At 71.2% G+C, this 14,133-nt stretch carries 15 protein-coding genes; 6 read left to right on the top strand and 9 right to left on the bottom strand.

Annotated elements, in window-relative coordinates:
• Both dut and ACFY2Z_RS04845 read right to left on the bottom strand, forming a co-directional pair.
• Positions 1 to 516 (bottom strand): dUTP diphosphatase, encoded by a 516-nt coding sequence (gene dut / locus ACFY2Z_RS04840; protein ID WP_390742734.1) that lies wholly within the window; start codon positions 514 to 516, stop codon positions 1 to 3.
• Positions 513 to 1,097 (bottom strand): PaaI family thioesterase, encoded by a 585-nt coding sequence (locus ACFY2Z_RS04845; protein ID WP_390742735.1) that lies wholly within the window; start codon positions 1,095 to 1,097, stop codon positions 513 to 515. The genes dut and ACFY2Z_RS04845 overlap by 4 nt, the downstream gene beginning before the upstream one ends.
• Before the next feature lie 58 nt (positions 1,098 to 1,155).
• Here ACFY2Z_RS04845 and ACFY2Z_RS04850 point away from each other — a divergent pair, with 58 nt between their 5' ends.
• A complete protein-coding gene (locus tag ACFY2Z_RS04850) occupies positions 1,156 to 1,617 on the top strand; it encodes a DUF3093 domain-containing protein (RefSeq protein ID WP_390742736.1) in 462 nt (153 codons plus the stop codon).
• A 40-nt stretch (positions 1,618 to 1,657) separates the two neighbouring features.
• Here the strand turns inward: ACFY2Z_RS04850 and ACFY2Z_RS04855 are convergent, their stop codons facing one another.
• The 4 genes from ACFY2Z_RS04855 to ACFY2Z_RS04870 form a co-directional block, all read right to left on the bottom strand.
• A complete protein-coding gene (locus ACFY2Z_RS04855) occupies positions 1,658 to 2,566 on the bottom strand; it encodes a hypothetical protein (RefSeq protein WP_390742737.1) in 909 nt (302 codons plus the stop codon).
• 13 nt (positions 2,567 to 2,579) lie between these two features.
• Positions 2,580 to 2,876, bottom strand: coding sequence for a DUF4193 domain-containing protein (locus tag ACFY2Z_RS04860; RefSeq protein WP_003993510.1), 297 nt, complete (start codon positions 2,874 to 2,876; stop codon positions 2,580 to 2,582).
• Between the two features lie 394 nt (positions 2,877 to 3,270).
• Positions 3,271 to 4,503, bottom strand: coding sequence for a sensor histidine kinase (locus ACFY2Z_RS04865; RefSeq protein WP_390742738.1), 1,233 nt, complete (start codon positions 4,501 to 4,503; stop codon positions 3,271 to 3,273).
• Positions 4,504 to 4,508: 5 nt separating this feature from the next.
• On the bottom strand, positions 4,509 to 5,162 hold the full coding sequence (locus ACFY2Z_RS04870; RefSeq protein WP_390742739.1) for a response regulator transcription factor: 654 nt from the start codon (positions 5,160 to 5,162) through the stop codon (positions 4,509 to 4,511).
• 418 nt (positions 5,163 to 5,580) lie between these two features.
• On the opposite strand from ACFY2Z_RS04870, the gene ACFY2Z_RS04875 reads away from it, so the two are divergent.
• Positions 5,581 to 5,754, top strand: coding sequence for a hypothetical protein (locus tag ACFY2Z_RS04875; RefSeq protein ID WP_390742740.1), 174 nt, complete (start codon positions 5,581 to 5,583; stop codon positions 5,752 to 5,754).
• 135 nt (positions 5,755 to 5,889) lie between these two features.
• Here the strand turns inward: ACFY2Z_RS04875 and ACFY2Z_RS04880 are convergent, their stop codons facing one another.
• Together ACFY2Z_RS04880 and ACFY2Z_RS04885 are read right to left on the bottom strand one after the other, a co-directional pair.
• On the bottom strand, positions 5,890 to 6,708 hold the full coding sequence (locus ACFY2Z_RS04880; RefSeq protein ID WP_390742741.1) for an inositol monophosphatase family protein: 819 nt from the start codon (positions 6,706 to 6,708) through the stop codon (positions 5,890 to 5,892).
• An 8-nt stretch (positions 6,709 to 6,716) separates the two neighbouring features.
• Positions 6,717 to 7,844, bottom strand: coding sequence for a ferrochelatase (locus ACFY2Z_RS04885; RefSeq protein WP_390742742.1), 1,128 nt, complete (start codon positions 7,842 to 7,844; stop codon positions 6,717 to 6,719).
• Between the two features lie 193 nt (positions 7,845 to 8,037).
• Between ACFY2Z_RS04885 and ACFY2Z_RS04890 the strand changes: the two genes are divergently transcribed.
• The 3 genes from ACFY2Z_RS04890 to sepH all read left to right on the top strand — a co-directional run bounded on the left by ACFY2Z_RS04890 (position 8,038) and on the right by sepH (position 12,073).
• Entirely contained in the window at positions 8,038 to 9,276 is a 1,239-nt protein-coding gene (locus ACFY2Z_RS04890; RefSeq protein ID WP_390742743.1) for an MFS transporter, read from the top strand.
• On the top strand, positions 9,236 to 10,555 hold the full coding sequence (locus tag ACFY2Z_RS04895) for a D-arabinono-1,4-lactone oxidase (protein ID WP_390742744.1): 1,320 nt from the start codon (positions 9,236 to 9,238) through the stop codon (positions 10,553 to 10,555). The genes ACFY2Z_RS04890 and ACFY2Z_RS04895 overlap by 41 nt, the downstream gene beginning before the upstream one ends.
• A gap of 477 nt (positions 10,556 to 11,032) precedes the next feature.
• Complete coding sequence (sepH, locus tag ACFY2Z_RS04900; RefSeq protein ID WP_390742745.1) at positions 11,033 to 12,073, top strand: septation protein SepH; 1,041 nt, start codon at positions 11,033 to 11,035, stop codon at positions 12,071 to 12,073.
• Between the two features lie 107 nt (positions 12,074 to 12,180).
• Here the strand turns inward: sepH and ACFY2Z_RS04905 are convergent, their stop codons facing one another.
• Entirely contained in the window at positions 12,181 to 13,023 is an 843-nt protein-coding gene (locus tag ACFY2Z_RS04905; protein WP_390742746.1) for a sulfurtransferase, read from the bottom strand.
• A 303-nt stretch (positions 13,024 to 13,326) separates the two neighbouring features.
• Here ACFY2Z_RS04905 and ACFY2Z_RS04910 point away from each other — a divergent pair, with 303 nt between their 5' ends.
• Entirely contained in the window at positions 13,327 to 14,133 is an 807-nt protein-coding gene (locus ACFY2Z_RS04910; protein WP_390742747.1) for a VOC family protein, read from the top strand.

A 14,133-nucleotide genomic window follows, 5' to 3' on the forward strand; every position in this document is an offset into this window, starting at 1 on the left:
TCACTGTCCTTCCCGGTCGGATACGACCGAAGCGTATCGATTCCCACCCGTTGCCCCGCCCACGGCGGCATGACCGCCGGTGGACCCGAAGCCCCCCTCGGCCCGCGTTGAGCCGGGAAGCTCCGCGACCTCCTCGAAGCGGACCCTCTCGACCTGCTGGACGACCAGTTGGGCAATCCGGTCGAAGCGCTCGAACCGCACGGGCTCGCGCGGGTCGAGATTCACCACGATCACCTTGATCTCCCCACGGTACCCGGCATCAACCGTCCCCGGGGCATTCACGAGGGCGACACCGCAGCGCGCGGCGAGACCCGAACGCGGATGCACGAAGGCCGCGTACCCCTCAGGGAGCGCGACAGACACACCTGTGGGCAACACGGCCCGTTCGCCGGGTCCGAGCTCGCAGCTCTCGGTGGTCCGAAGATCGGCCCCCGCGTCTCCGGGGTGCGCGTACGCCGGAAGGGGTACGTCAGGGTCTACGCGCCGGATCAGCACGTTCACGGGGTCGCGGGTCACGGGTTCACCTCGAAGGCTCGTGTGCGCCGGAGCTGGTCCGGGTCGTTCATGGCCGCCTTGATCTCCTGCGGGCGGCCGTTGTCGATGAAGTGGTCGACCTTGACCTCGATGAAGAGGGCCTCGGCGCGGACGGCGACGGGTCCGTCGGGGCCGCCCACCCGGCCGGTGGCCCTGGAGTAGATCTTCCGTCCGGCCACGGCCGTCACCTCGGCCTCCAGATACAGCACGGTACCCACGGGAACCGGCCGCACGAAGTCGGTCTCCAGCCGTCCGGTCACCGCGACGGTGCGCAGCAGCCAGTTCAGGGAGCCGAGGGTCTCGTCGAGGGCGGTGGCGAGCACGCCGCCGTGGGCGAGGCCCGGCGCCCCCTGGTGGGCGGGCTGGACGGTGAACTCGGCGGTCAGGGACACGCCCTCGCCCGCCCGCGCCTGGAGGTGCAGTCCATGGGGCTGGTCTCCCCCGCACCCGAAGCACTGCCCGTAGTGCGCGCCGAGCAGCTCTCCCGGAGCGGGCGCGGCGGGGTGCCGCACGGGCGCCACGGCGTCGGCGGGGGGCGTCAGGGCTGCGGAAGTACCACTCACAGCCGCAGACCTTACCCGCGCGTGAACGCCTCCCGGACACCATGCCAAGCTTGAGCTCATGCAGCTCTCCGCGTCGCCGTACGAAGAACGCCTCACCGCGCCCCGCTCCTGGTGGCTGATGTGCCTCCTGGTCGGTGTCGCCCTGGCTCTCGTCCTGCTGCCCTTCGGCACGCTCCCGCTGCTCGGCGGACTGGTCGGCGGTACCGCGGCCTCGGCCGTGGTGGTCAGCTCCTACGGCTCCGTGCGGATCCGTGTGGTGGGGGACTCGCTCGTGGCGGGCGAGGCCCGGATCCCGCTGTCGGCGCTCGGCGACTCGGAGACGCTGAACGGGGAGGAGGCGCGCGCCTGGCGCACGTACAAGGCGGACACACGCGCCTTCATGCTGCTGCGGGCGTACATTCCGACGGCTCTGAAGGTCGAGGTCACGGACCCGGCCGACCCGACGCCGTATCTGTATCTGTCGACGCGGGAGCCGCAGCGGCTCACGGCGGCGCTCAAGGCGGCCCGGGCGCAGGCGTAGGGACGCGCTGACCCAGCCGGACCCGGCCGGTCGCCGGCGGTCAGGTGTCGAGCTCCAGGGGATTCTTCGGTTCCTCGAGAGGCGGCAGTTGCGGCAGCGCCTCCCAGGGCACCTGCCGACGTCGCAGATCTCTGCGGATCCGTGCCGCGAGGCGCCGGGTGTCCCGTCGGTTCATGACCGCACCCACGGCGGCCCCGACCATGAACGGCATCAGGTTCGGCAGATTGCGGACCATGCGCCTCATGATCTGCTGCCGCAGTTCCCGCTTCATCTGGCCGCCCAGAGCCGCGTCTATCGTCGACGGCTTGGTCACCTCGATGCCGCGTTCGCCGGACCAGGACTTCAGATACGCGGTGCTGCGCTCTGTGAGGGTCCCCTGCGGTCGTACGCCGTAGACCTCGTGCAGTTCGGCGATCAGTTTCAGCTCGATCGCCGCGACCCCGGTGATCTCCGTGGCCAGTTCGGTCGGCATGGCCGGCGGCACCGGCATCATCGCGGCCGCGCCGACTCCGGCTCCGACGGTGGCCGTAGCCGTCGACGCGCCCGCCACGAGCTTGTCGGCCAGCGCCTCGGGCCCGAGCCCGGGGAACTGTGCGCGGAGGGTCTGGAGGTCCCGTACGGGGAGCCGCGGGGCCAAGTCGATGATCCGGTCGGCGAGATACGCCAGGCCCGCCCTGGCCCTGCTGCCGCCCTTGCGGACGCCCTCCTCGATCCCGGCCCGGACGGCGGCCGCACGACGGCGTGCGACGGGTGCCGGCGGGTCGGCATGCGCCTCCGGCCCCTTGGGGGCCGCGGAGGCGGGTGCCGGTTCGAGCGAGGCTGTTCCCTCCATTCCCTCGACGGAAGAGCCTCGCTCGTCGTCACGCACGCCGTCTGAGCCGCCGAGCGGCTCGAGGTCCGCTCCCCGGCGCGGGAAGCGGCGCTTCCAAGGTGGGGTCGAGCCGTACACGGCCGACCCCGCCTCAGTCGCAGTCGCGACAGATCGGCTGACCGTTCTTCTCCCGGGCCAGCTGGCTGCGGTGGTGCACCAGGAAGCAGCTCATGCAGGTGAACTCGTCCTGCTGCTTCGGGAGCACACGGACGGCCAACTCCTCGTTGGAGAGGTCGGCGCCCGGGAGCTCCAGGCCTTCTGCGGCCTCGAACTCGTCGACGTCTACGGCCGACGCGGACTTGTCGTTCCTCCTGGCCTTCAGCTCTTCAAGGCTGTCGGAGTCGACGTCGTCGTCGGTCTTGCGTGGGGTGTCGTAATCCGTTGCCATTTCGCTCTCCCCCTCTGGGTGTCTGCGGGTGTCTCCAGCGCACGTAACGCGTGAGAGGCCGGACTTGTGCCCGCCTCGAGGCGGAGATTTTGCCTCACATCAAGGTCTGTTACTCAATCGACACCCAACCGGACTCCTCAAGAGTGATCGGGTTGGATGGCGAAGCGGACCGTACACGGTCTCGGGGCTGCACTTCAAAGCCACCTCATCGTGTACTTCCCGTGATCAAGCCCCCGGAAAACCCGGATTTTCCCGGCTTTACGGGAGTCACGGGCTCACGGAGAGTAGATGGCCGGAAAGGTGCCCTTGTGATCGATCACACACCGACCCCCCGGATTTCGTGCCCGAAAATTCCGCTCAAAGCGAACGGCGCGCAGCGCCCCGGGGCATGATCTCAGACCGGCAGCGTGACGCGCATCACGAGGCCACCCCCTTCACGGGGCTGAGCGGTGATGTGGCCGCCGTGGGCGCGCGCCACGGACCGGGCGATGGACAGACCCAGGCCGACGCCCTTGTCACTGCCCGTGCGCTCCGTCCGCAGCCGCGTGAACGGCTCAAACAGATTGTCGATCTCGTACGCGGGAACGACCGGACCGGTGTTCGTGACCACCAGGACCGCCTGACCGTGCTGAGCCTCGGTGGTCACCTCCACCCAGCCGCCCTCCGGGATGTTGTAGCGCACCGCGTTCTGGACGAGGTTCAGGGCGATCCGCTCCAGCAGCACCCCGTTGCCCCGGACGACCGCGGGAGCACGGTCGCCGCGGATCTCCACGCCCTTGGCCTCCGCCTCGGCGTACACCTGGTCGACGGCCTGCGAGGCCACCTCGGCCAGATCGACGGGCTTGCGCTCGACGATCTGGTTGTCGCTGCGGGCGAGCAGCAGCAGGCCCTCCACGAGCTGCTCGCTGCGCTCGTTGGTGGCGAGCAGCGTCCTGCCGAGCTGCTGCAGCTCCACGGGCGCCCCGGGGTCCGACAGATGGACCTCCAGGAGCGTGCGGTTGATCGCGAGCGGGGTGCGGAGCTCGTGGGAGGCGTTGCCGACGAAGCGCTGCTGGGCCGTGAAGGCTCGCTGGAGTCGCTCCAGCATGTCGTCGAAGGTGTCCGCCAGCTCCTTCAGCTCGTCGTCCGGGCCGTCCAGCTCGATCCGCCGGGACAGATCCGAGCCGGCCACCGCACGGGCCGTGCGGGTGATCCGCCCGAGCGGCGAGAGGACCCGGCCCGCCATCGCGTAGCCGAAGGCGAAGGCGATCACCGCGAGGCCGAGGAGGGCCAGCAGGGAGCGGCTGAGCAGGTTGTTCAGGGCCTGCTGGCGTTGTTCGTTCACACAGGCGTTCATGGCGTCGTTGAGCTCGGGCGCCGACGGGTGGGACGGGAAGTTGCAGGAGTCGCTCGCGACCTGTCCCGAGAGGATCTTGAACGGCAGTTCGCTGCCCACGTTCAGCGCGTGCGCCGCGAACAGGTAGATGATCGACAGCAGCAGGATGCCGGCGATCAGGAACATGCCGCCGTACAGCAGCGTGAGCCTTATCCGGATGGTCGGGCGCAGCCAGGGGAACGGGGGTTCGGGCCGCCGGGGGTCCCAGGTGGGCTTGGGCGGTGCCGTGGGTGGTGCGGGTGTCGTGGCCACGGCGATCAGATCCGGTATCCGGAGCCGGGCACGGTGACGATGACCGGGGGCTCGCCGAGCTTGCGGCGCAGGGTCATCACGGTCACGCGCACGACGTTGGTGAACGGGTCGGTGTTCTCGTCCCAGGCCTTCTCCAGAAGCTGCTCGGCCGAGACGACGGCGCCCTCGCTGCGCATGAGCACCTCCAGGACCGCGAACTCCTTGGGCGCGAGCTGGACCTCCCTGCCGTCGCGGAAGACCTCGCGGCGGTTGGGGTCGAGCTTGATCCCGGCGCGCTCCAGAACGGGCGGCAGCGGCACGCTCGTACGCCGGCCGAGGGCCCGCACCCGGGCGATAAGCTCGCTGAACGCGAACGGCTTGGGCAGATAGTCGTCCGCGCCGATCTCCAGGCCCTCGACACGGTCGCTGACATCGCCCGAAGCGGTGAGCATCAGGACGCGGGTGGGCATCCCCAGCTCGACGATCCTGCGGCAGATGTCGTCGCCGTGCACCAGCGGAAGGTCCCGGTCGAGGACGACCACGTCGTAGTCGTTGACGCCGATGCGCTCCAGGGCGGCCGCACCGTCGTACACGACGTCGACGGCCATGGCCTCCCGGCGCAGTCCGGTGGCCACCGCATCGGCGAGCAGTTGCTCGTCCTCGACGACGAGTACGCGCACGTCGCTTGTCCTTCCTGTGTCCACCCGCGGCGCCCGGACCATGCGGGCAGCCCGCGGGCGGGTCTGTCGTGGGTGTGACCTCCATCCTGCCCTTTTCGGCCGTAAACCGGCTGTAAGGCGGGTGAGCGGGGCCCAGGACGCCGATCGCGGCGCGAGGGAATGCGAAATTTTCTCGGGCGGTTGAGGTTTCCGACGAAGAACGTCGGGGGAGGACGGCTTTACACCCCACGATCACGCTCTGCATGTGGCACACCACATGTGGTCGGCTGCTCACCACTTTCCCGTAGAGCGGGCGTGGGTGTCCGGCACCGTCGCCGCCCAGCCAGGGCAGCGCTGGGCACCCAGAAGACGTGATCGTCCCTTCCCAATGGCACACCCCCGTGCCACCGACCCACGACCCAGGACGAGGGGGCGCAGCATGGACGCATTCACCGCAGGACTTCTGCAGCGCATACGGGCGACCGAGTCCGACCTGACGCGTGCCCGTGAAACCGGCGACGACTTCCTTGTGGACGTCGAACAGTCGGAGCTCGACGACCTGCACCGCCTTGCCGCCGAGCACGGTGTGGAAGTCGGCGCGACGCGCGTCTGATCAGCTCGCTCGATGCGGGGCCCCGGCAGATCCAGGCCGGGGCCCTGTCTCACGTACGGCGCCGGCGCGTGGGGCCCGTGGCGCCGTCGCGCGCGCTCACCCCTCCGGCCGAACGGGCCCGGAGGTCGGTTCCGGTCAGTCGTGCCACGCCCCCAGGTCGTCCAGCCTGGCCTGAAGGCGTTCGAAGAGGCCGGGCGGGGCCGCGATCGTCAGGGCCGGGGAGATCGGCTCCCCGGGGCGGCCGCCGGTCAGGGCGCCCGCCTCCCGGGCGATCAGGTCGCCCGCCGCGTAGTCCCAGGGGTTCAGCCCCCGTTCGTAGTACGCGTCCAGGCGTCCCGCCGCCACATCGCACAGGTCGATCGCCGCGGAGCCGCCCCGGCGGATGTCCCGCACCTCGGGGATCAGCCGCCGCGCCACCTCGGCCTGCTGGGCCTTGCGCTCGGCGAGATAGCCGAAGCCGGTGCCCACCAGGGCGAGCCCCAGCTCGGGCGCGGGGCGCACGTGCGCGGGGCGGTCGTTCAGGAACGCGCCTGCGCCCAGGACCGCCCGGAACATCTCCTCGCGCATGGGCGCGTGGACCACCCCGACGAGGGTCTCCCCGTCCTTGCGGGCCGCGATGGAGATCGCCCAGCTCGGCAGCCCGTAGAGATAGTTCACCGTGCCGTCGATCGGGTCGATCACCCATTCGACGCCGCTACGGCTCTCGCCGCTGGCCCCCTCCTCACCGAGCAGGCCGTCGTCGGGCCTGCGGTCGGTGAGCAGCCCGGTGATCAGCTTCTCGGCGGCGATGTCCATCTCGGTGACGACATCGATGGCGCTGGACTTGGTGGCGGCCACCCCGAGGTCGTCGGGGCGAGCCTCACGCAGGAAGGTCCCCGCCCGGGTCGCCGCCTCCAGGGCGAGGTCCAGCAGTTCGGCCTTCAGTCGTTCGGACGGTTCTGCCTGGTCGGTCACGGTGCTCCTCACGCGTACGGGCTGTCGGCGCCCGCGGCGGCGGGCTTGGGGGTGCGGGCCGGGCAGCAGCCCACCGGACAGAGGTTGTGGCTCGGGCCCAGCGCCCCGAGGGCGCACGGGGTCACCTGCTGCCCGCGCTCGGTCGCGGCGCGCTCGACGACCAGGTCCCGGACGGCGGCGGCGAACCGAGGGTCGGCGCCGACGGTGGCCGAGCGGCGCACCGGCAGGCCCAGCTCCTCGGCCTTCGCCTTGGCCTCCGTGTCCAGGTCGTACAGGACCTCCATGTGGTCCGAGACGAACCCGATCGGCGCCATCACGACGGCGGGGACCCCGGCGCCGTGCAGCTCCTCCAGGTGGTCGCAGATGTCCGGCTCCAGCCAGGGGATGTGCGGCGCGCCCGAGCGCGACTGGTAGACGAGCCGCCAGGGGTGGTCCACACCCGTGCGCTCGCGCACGGCGTCGGCGATCAGCCGCGCCACGTCCAGGTGCTGCCTCACATAGGCCCCGCCGTCCCCGTGCCCCTCGGCCGGACCGGAGCTGTCGGCCGCCGTGGTCGGGATGGAGTGGGTGGTGAAGGCGATGTGGGCGCCGGCCCGGACGTCCTCGGGGAGGTCGGCCAGGGACGCCAGGACGCCCTCGATCATCGGCTCCACGAAGCCCGGGTGGTTGAAGTAGTGCCGCAGCTTGTCGATCTTCGGCGGCTCCAGCCCCTCGGCCTCCAGTGCGGCCAGGGCTCCGGCGAGGTCCTCGCGGTACTGGCGGCAGCCCGAGTAGGAGGCGTAGGCGCTGGTCGCGAGGACCAGGATGCGGCGGTGACCGTCCGTGACCATCTCGCGCAGGGTGTCGGTGACATAGGGCGCCCAGTTGCGGTTGCCCCAGTAGACGGGCAGGTCGAGGCCGTGGCCGGCGAAGTCCTTGCGGAGGGCGTCCAGGAAGGCGCGGTTCTGGCCGTTGATGGGGCTGACCCCGCCGAAGAGGAAGTAGTGCTGCCCCACTTCCTTCAGGCGCTCCTTGGGGATGCCCCGGCCCCGCGTCACGTTCTCCAGGAACGGGACCACGTCGTCCGGGCCCTCCGGGCCGCCGAACGAGAGGAGCAAGAGGGCGTCGTACGGGCTGGCATCTAGTGCGTCGGGCATGTCTACGATCCTGCCACTCACCACCGACAGCGCCTCCGCCACCCGCCCGTACTCACGACGTCTGACCCGCGGTCACGCAACTCGACCATGTCCGAACACTGGTGCGGACACCGCATGGCGAATACGTTAGGGTTGCCTAACTCGTAAGGTACATGCCTCCTTTTCACGCCTTACCGGACGGATCGGAGACTCCGTGCCAAGCCCCTACCGCGCCCTGTTCGCCGCCCCCGGCTCCAAGGGCTTCTCCGCCGCCGGTTTCCTCGGCCGGATGCCGCTGTCGATGATGGGCATCGGCGTGGTCACGATGGTCTCCCAGCTCACCGGACGGTATGGGCTCGCGGGCGGCCTCTCGGCCACCATCGCGCTGTCCGCCGCCGTCGTCGGCCCCCAGATCTCGCGCCTCGTCGACCGGTACGGGCAACGCCGGGTGCTGCGCCCGGCGACGCTCGTCGCGCTGACCGCGGCCACGGGACTGCTCCTGGCCGCCCATCTCGCCTGGCCGGACTGGGTGCTCTTCGGGTGCGCCGCGGGCATCGGCGCGGTGCCCAGTCTCGGCGCGATGGTCAGGGCCCGCTGGGCGGCCGTGTACCGGGGCACCCCGCACCTGCACACCGCCTACTCCTTCGAGTCGGTGGTCGACGAGGTGTGCTTCATCTTCGGGCCGATCATCTCCATCGGCCTGTCCACGAGTTGGTTCCCGGAGGCCGGGCCCCTGCTCGCCGCATGCTTCCTCGCGACCGGCGTCCTCTGGCTCACCGCGCAGCGCGCCACCGAACCCGAGCCGCACCCGCGCGACGACCGCACCGGGGGCACCGCGCTGCGCTCACCGGGACTCCAGGTCCTGGTCGCCACGTTCGTGGCCACGGGAACGATCTTCGGCGCGGTCGACGTGGTGACCGTCGCCTTCGCCGACGAGCAGGGCCACAAGGCGGCCGCCAGCGTCGTCCTGGCGCTCTACGCGGCGGGCTCCTGCGCCGCCGGCCTGGTCTTCGGGCTGCTGCGCTTCACGGGCGCCCCGGAACGCAGATGGCTACTGGGCATATGTGCCATGGCCGTGAGTATGATCCCCCTCCTACTGGTCGGAAACTTGCCGTTTCTGGCCGTGGCGCTGTTCGTTGCGGGCCTGACCATCGCACCCACCATGATCACGACGATGGCCCTCGTCGAACGGCACGTACCACGCGCGCATCTGACCGAGGGAATGACCTGGGTGTCCACCGGGCTCGCGGTCGGGGTCGCGATCGGTTCCTCCATGGCGGGCTGGGTGATCGACGCGGCCGGTGCGAGGACCGGGTACGGGGTTCCGGCCGTGTCCGGGGCCGTCGCGGTCGCGGTCGGTTTCCTCGGGTATCGCCGGCTCAGCAGGCCGGTTCCGCAGCGGGGAGGGTCCCATGAGCACCACAGTGAGCGGGAAGAGCGGCACGTGGCGTAACTGGGCGGGGAACGTCACCGCCCGGCCCCTGCGGGAGATCACCCCCGCCTCGGTCGAGGAACTCTCCGACGCCGTGCGCCGGGCGGCCGAGGAGGGCCTCACGATGAAGGCCGTCGGGACCGGGCACTCCTTCACGGCCGCCGCGGCCACCGACGGGGTGCTGATACGTCCTCAACTGCTGACGGGCATACGCGGTATCGACCGAGCGGCCGGCACGGTCACCGTCGGGGCGGGCACCCCGCTCAAGAGACTCAACACGGCCCTCGCGCGCGAGGGACTGTCGCTCACGAACATGGGCGACATCATGGAGCAGACCGCCTCCGGCGCGACCAGCACCGGCACGCACGGCACCGGTCGCGAGTCCGGCTCGATCGCCGCCCAGATCAGAGGGCTCGAACTGGTCACGGCGGACGGCTCGGTGCTCACCTGCTCCGAGAAGGAGAACCCGGAGATCTTCGCGGCGGCCCGCATCGGCATCGGCGCTCTGGGGATCATCACCGCGATCACCTTCGCGGTGGAGCCGGTCTTCCTGCTCACGGCCCGCGAGGAGCCGATGCCCCTGGAGAGGGTCCTCACCGAGTTCGACGAACTCTGGGCCGAGAACGAGCACTTCGAGTTCTACTGGTTCCCGCACACCGGGAACACCAACACCAAGCGCAACAACCGCAGCGCCGGCCCCGAGAAGCCGGTCGGGCAGCTGAACGGCTGGTTCGAGGACGAGTTCCTCTCCAACGGCGTCTTCCACGCGGCCAACTGGGTCGGCCGCGCCGTTCCCGCCACCATCCCGGCGATCGCCCGGATCTCCAGCCGCGCCCTGTCGGCGCGCACCTACACCGACATCCCCTACAAGGTCTTCACCTCGCCCCGGCGGGTGCGGTTCGTGGAGATGGAGTACGCCGTCCCGCGTGCGGCCCTCGTGGACACGCTGCGCGAACTGAAGGCCATGGTCGACCGGTCGAACCTGCGCGTCAGCTTCCCGGTCGAGGTCCGTACCGCCCCGGCCGACGACATCCCCCTGTCCACGGCGTCCGGACGGGACAGTGCGTACATCGCCGTACACATGTTCCGCGGTACGCCATATCAGGCATACTTCACCGCCGCCGAACGGATCTTCACGGCGCACGAGGGGCGGCCGCACTGGGGCAAGGTCCACACGCGTGACGCGGAGTATCTCGCCGGGGTCTATCCGCGTTTCGGCGAGTTCACGGCCGTACGGGACCGGCTCGACCCGGACCGGCGCTTCGGGAACGACTACCTCCGGCGGGTGCTGGGCGCGTAACGGAGGCTCAGGTCGCACCCGGCCGCCCGCGGACGATCGTCCGCCCGCACGAGAGGGCGGACGCACGGCTCTCACCATTGGTTCCTTTTCGGGCGGTTGGGTGAGGTGCGCCACGTTTGAGGGACACGAAAACGGCGCATCGGACGGCCAACTCGCGCAGCTTGCCAGAAGTTGGGCGGCGCGCCGATCCACGTAGGTGGCCCGAATGGAGTACTGTTGCGAGCCCTGGGTCCGGTCTCCCGCCAGGGCGTCCGGGGCCTTGCTGGACCGCCGGGAGGGGGCTAGTTGCACAGGGTGACGGAGTTGGTCACTTAGCGTTGCGAATAGGTAACCGTGCCATAACGGCGGCCCAGGGCCCATGCCCGACACGCCGGGCAACTCGGCAAGGTTGTGGCAGGCTGCACCCGGGCAGGCCACACTCGACTAGCGGAAGCAGCGACGCACGTGACGTCGGCAGGCACCACCCGGGAGGTCCCCATGCCCGAACTGCGTGTCGTGGCCGTCTCCAATGACGGCACACGGCTGGTGCTGAAGGCTGCGGACAGCACGGAGTACACGCTTCCGATCGACGAACGGCTCCGCGCCGCCGTGCGCGGCGACCGTCCCCGCCTCGGCCAGATCGAGATCGAGGTGGAGAGCCATCTCCGCCCCCGAGACATCCAGGCCCGGATACGGGCCGGCGCGTCCGCCGAAGAGGTCGCACAGCTCGCCGGGATTCCGGTCGACCGCGTGCGCCGCTTCGAGGGCCCGGTCCTCGCAGAGCGCGCCTTCATGGCCGAGCGCGCCCGCAAGACGCCCGTGCGCAGGCCCGGGGAGAACGCCGGCCCCCAGCTCGGCGAGGCCGTCCAGGAACGGCTGTTGCTGCGCGGCGCCGAGAAGGACACCGTCCAGTGGGACTCCTGGCGCCGCGACGACGGCACCTGGGAGGTCCTGCTCGTCTACCGGGTCGCGGGCGAGATGCACTCGGCGAGCTGGACGTACGACCCGCCCAGGCGACTCGTCCAGGCCGTCGACGACGAGGCCCGTTCACTGATCGGCGAGTCCGACGACCTGGCGGCGCCCGAGCCGAGCTACCCGTTCGTACCGCGGATCGCGCGTCTGCCGCGCGAAGGCCGGCTCGACCGCGCCCTGGACCGCCCGGTGGACCGGCCCGTCCTCCCCGCGCAGGCGCCCGAGCCCGCCGAGGAGAGCACGGGTGAACGGGACTCGCTCACCAGCCTCCTGGAGGCGGTACCGAGCTTCCGCGGTGACATGGTCGTGCCCGAGCGGCCCGCGGAACCGCAGGAGGAGGAGCCCGTCGAGGAGCCTGCGGCGGAGGAGCCCCCGGCTCCCGCGGCCTCGGCCGGTTCGGCGTACGCGGACGTGCTCATGCCGCGCACGGTCGCCAGCCACAGGGATCGCCTCATCGGTGCGACGGACCGTCAGGCCGAGGCGGACGGCGTCCGTCCGGGTCGTCGGGCGGCCGTCCCCAGCTGGGACGAGATCGTGTTCGGAACGCGCCGCAAGAAGCAGGAGTAGACCTACGCGCACAGGAACTGTGCAGACATGGGTGCGGGGCCCGCGCGATCGCGTGGGCCCCGCACCCATGTGGTCACCCTGAGGCGGTCAGGCCGGGCAACCGGCGTTCACTGCGGGTCGGATCCCACCGCCACCGGCCGGCTGCCGTCCGACGACCACTCCGACCACGAGCCCACATACAGTGCGGCAGGGATCCCCGCGAGCGTGAGCGCCAGGACCTGCTGGGCGGCGGAGACTCCCGAACCGCAGTACACGCCGACCTCGGTGCCCTCCGTCACGCCGAGAGCCTTGAAGCGTTCGGCCAGTTCGGCGGCGGACCGGAAGTGCCCGGTCTCGGTCAGATTCTCCGTCGTCGGCGCGGACACCGCGCCCGGGACGTGCCCGCCCACGCGGTCGATCGGCTCGACCTCGCCCCGGTAGCGCTCACCGGCCCGCGCGTCCAGCAGCAGGCCCGTACGGGCGAGCGCCGCGGCCCCGTCGGCGTCAAGCAGCCGTACGGCACCCGGCGCGGGCCGGAAGTCGCCGAGGGTGGTCTCCTCGACGCCGGTGGCCAACGGCCCCTCCCAGGTGCTCAGTCCGCCGTCGAGCACCCGCACGTCCGGGTGACCCGTCCAGCGCAGCATCCACCACGCGCGCGCGGCGGCCCAGCCCGGTCCGTCGTCGTACACGACGACCGGCCGGTCGGAGGAGACGCCCGCGGCCCGCATCGCGGCACCGAAGTGATCCGTGTCGGGCAGCGGATGACGGCCCGCGGGACCGGGCGGGCCCGCGAGATCGGCGTCCAGGTCCACGAAGACGGCACCCGGAATGTGCCCGGCCGCATGGGCGGCGCGGCCGTCGAAGCGGGGACCGGCCGCGGTGCTGAGCTGCCAGCGGATGTCCAGGAGCGTCGGCGGACGCGGCCCCGCCAGTTCGGTCGCGAGTTCGGATGCGGAGATGATGGCCTTCATGGCCCCATCCTTGCGCACGGGGTGGCCGCCTTGCCCGTGTGCGGCTACTCTGCTCCGCCGGACGGTCCCGATCACCGTTCGTACGGAAGCGGGCACACCCCGTACTCCCGATGGGCCGTGCCCGCCATCCGCGGGGACGGCCAGGGCCCACGGCTCGCGGACGCCACACCCCGGCGCGGCCGCAGCGCAGGACACGCGCCGTGGTGCGAGCATCGGCACGGGGCGTGCACCTGCGCGTGCGCGGCACATGCGCACGCGGTGGAAGCCGAGCGGCCACCACCAATGGCCGAGAAGAGAGTGACCATGACCGAAGCGCGGGGGCCGAACGGCACTACGCATGCGTGGAATCCGCCCGGCACCCCGTGCTGGGCGAGTCTGATGGTGTACGGGATGGCCGCCACCCAGGAGTTCTACGGGGCACTGTTCGGCTGGGAGTTCCGGCCGGGCCCCCGGCCGCTGGGGCGGTATGTGCGGGCCGTGCTGAACGACCGCGAGGTGGCCGGTATCGGTCTGCTGCCGCCGGACCGTCAGCTGCCGGCCGCCTGGACGCCGTACTTCGCCTCGGACGACGTGGACGCCACCGCCGAGTCCGTCCGCAGCTGCGGCGGCACGGTCGCGGTCGGTCCGCTGGACGCCGACGAGACCGGACGGCTCGCGATCGTCTCCGATCCGATGGGCGCGGTGTTCGGCGTCCGGCAGGCGGCCGGGCACCTCGGCAGGGGCCTGACGGGCGTCCCCGGGACCCCCGCCTGGAACGAGCTGTTCACCTACGACGCCGCGGGCGTCGCCAAGTTCTACCGGACCGTCTTCGCATCCGGACGGGAGCCGGTCGTGGACGACGACCCCGATGACGTCGTCCTGCGTATCGAAGGGCGTCCGGTCGCCGGCATCCATGGGGCAGGGCCCGCGCTGCCCCGGGACCGCGGCGCGCACTGGCTGACGTACTTCCAGGTCGAGGACGTCGACCGGGCGGCCGAGCGGGTCGCCGCACTGGGCGGGCGTGTGGTGCGCTCAGGGGACGTCACGGCCGTCGGCCGTGCGACCACCGTCGCGGATCCCGAAGGCGCGGTGTTCGCGGTGGTCAGCCGGCTCGACCGGCCGATCGGGTGA

The organism is Streptomyces sp. NPDC001222 (assembly GCF_042896945.1).
Taxonomy (GTDB): domain Bacteria; phylum Actinomycetota; class Actinomycetes; order Streptomycetales; family Streptomycetaceae; genus Streptomyces; species Streptomyces gibsoniae.

Coding starts and splice junctions, on each gene's coding strand:
- ACFY2Z_RS04850 (WP_390742736.1), top strand. CDS start 1,156: ATGCAGCTCTCCGCGTCGCCGTACGAAGAACGCCTCACCGCGCCCCGC.
- ACFY2Z_RS04860 (WP_003993510.1), bottom strand. CDS start 2,876: ATGGCAACGGATTACGACACCCCACGCAAGACCGACGACGACGTCGAC.
- ACFY2Z_RS04875 (WP_390742740.1), top strand. CDS start 5,581: ATGGACGCATTCACCGCAGGACTTCTGCAGCGCATACGGGCGACCGAG.
- ACFY2Z_RS04885 (WP_390742742.1), bottom strand. CDS start 7,844: ATGCCCGACGCACTAGATGCCAGCCCGTACGACGCCCTCTTGCTCCTC.
- ACFY2Z_RS04895 (WP_390742744.1), top strand. CDS start 9,236: ATGAGCACCACAGTGAGCGGGAAGAGCGGCACGTGGCGTAACTGGGCG.
- sepH (WP_390742745.1), top strand. CDS start 11,033: ATGCCCGAACTGCGTGTCGTGGCCGTCTCCAATGACGGCACACGGCTG.
- ACFY2Z_RS04905 (WP_390742746.1), bottom strand. CDS start 13,023: ATGAAGGCCATCATCTCCGCATCCGAACTCGCGACCGAACTGGCGGGG.
- ACFY2Z_RS04910 (WP_390742747.1), top strand. CDS start 13,327: ATGACCGAAGCGCGGGGGCCGAACGGCACTACGCATGCGTGGAATCCG.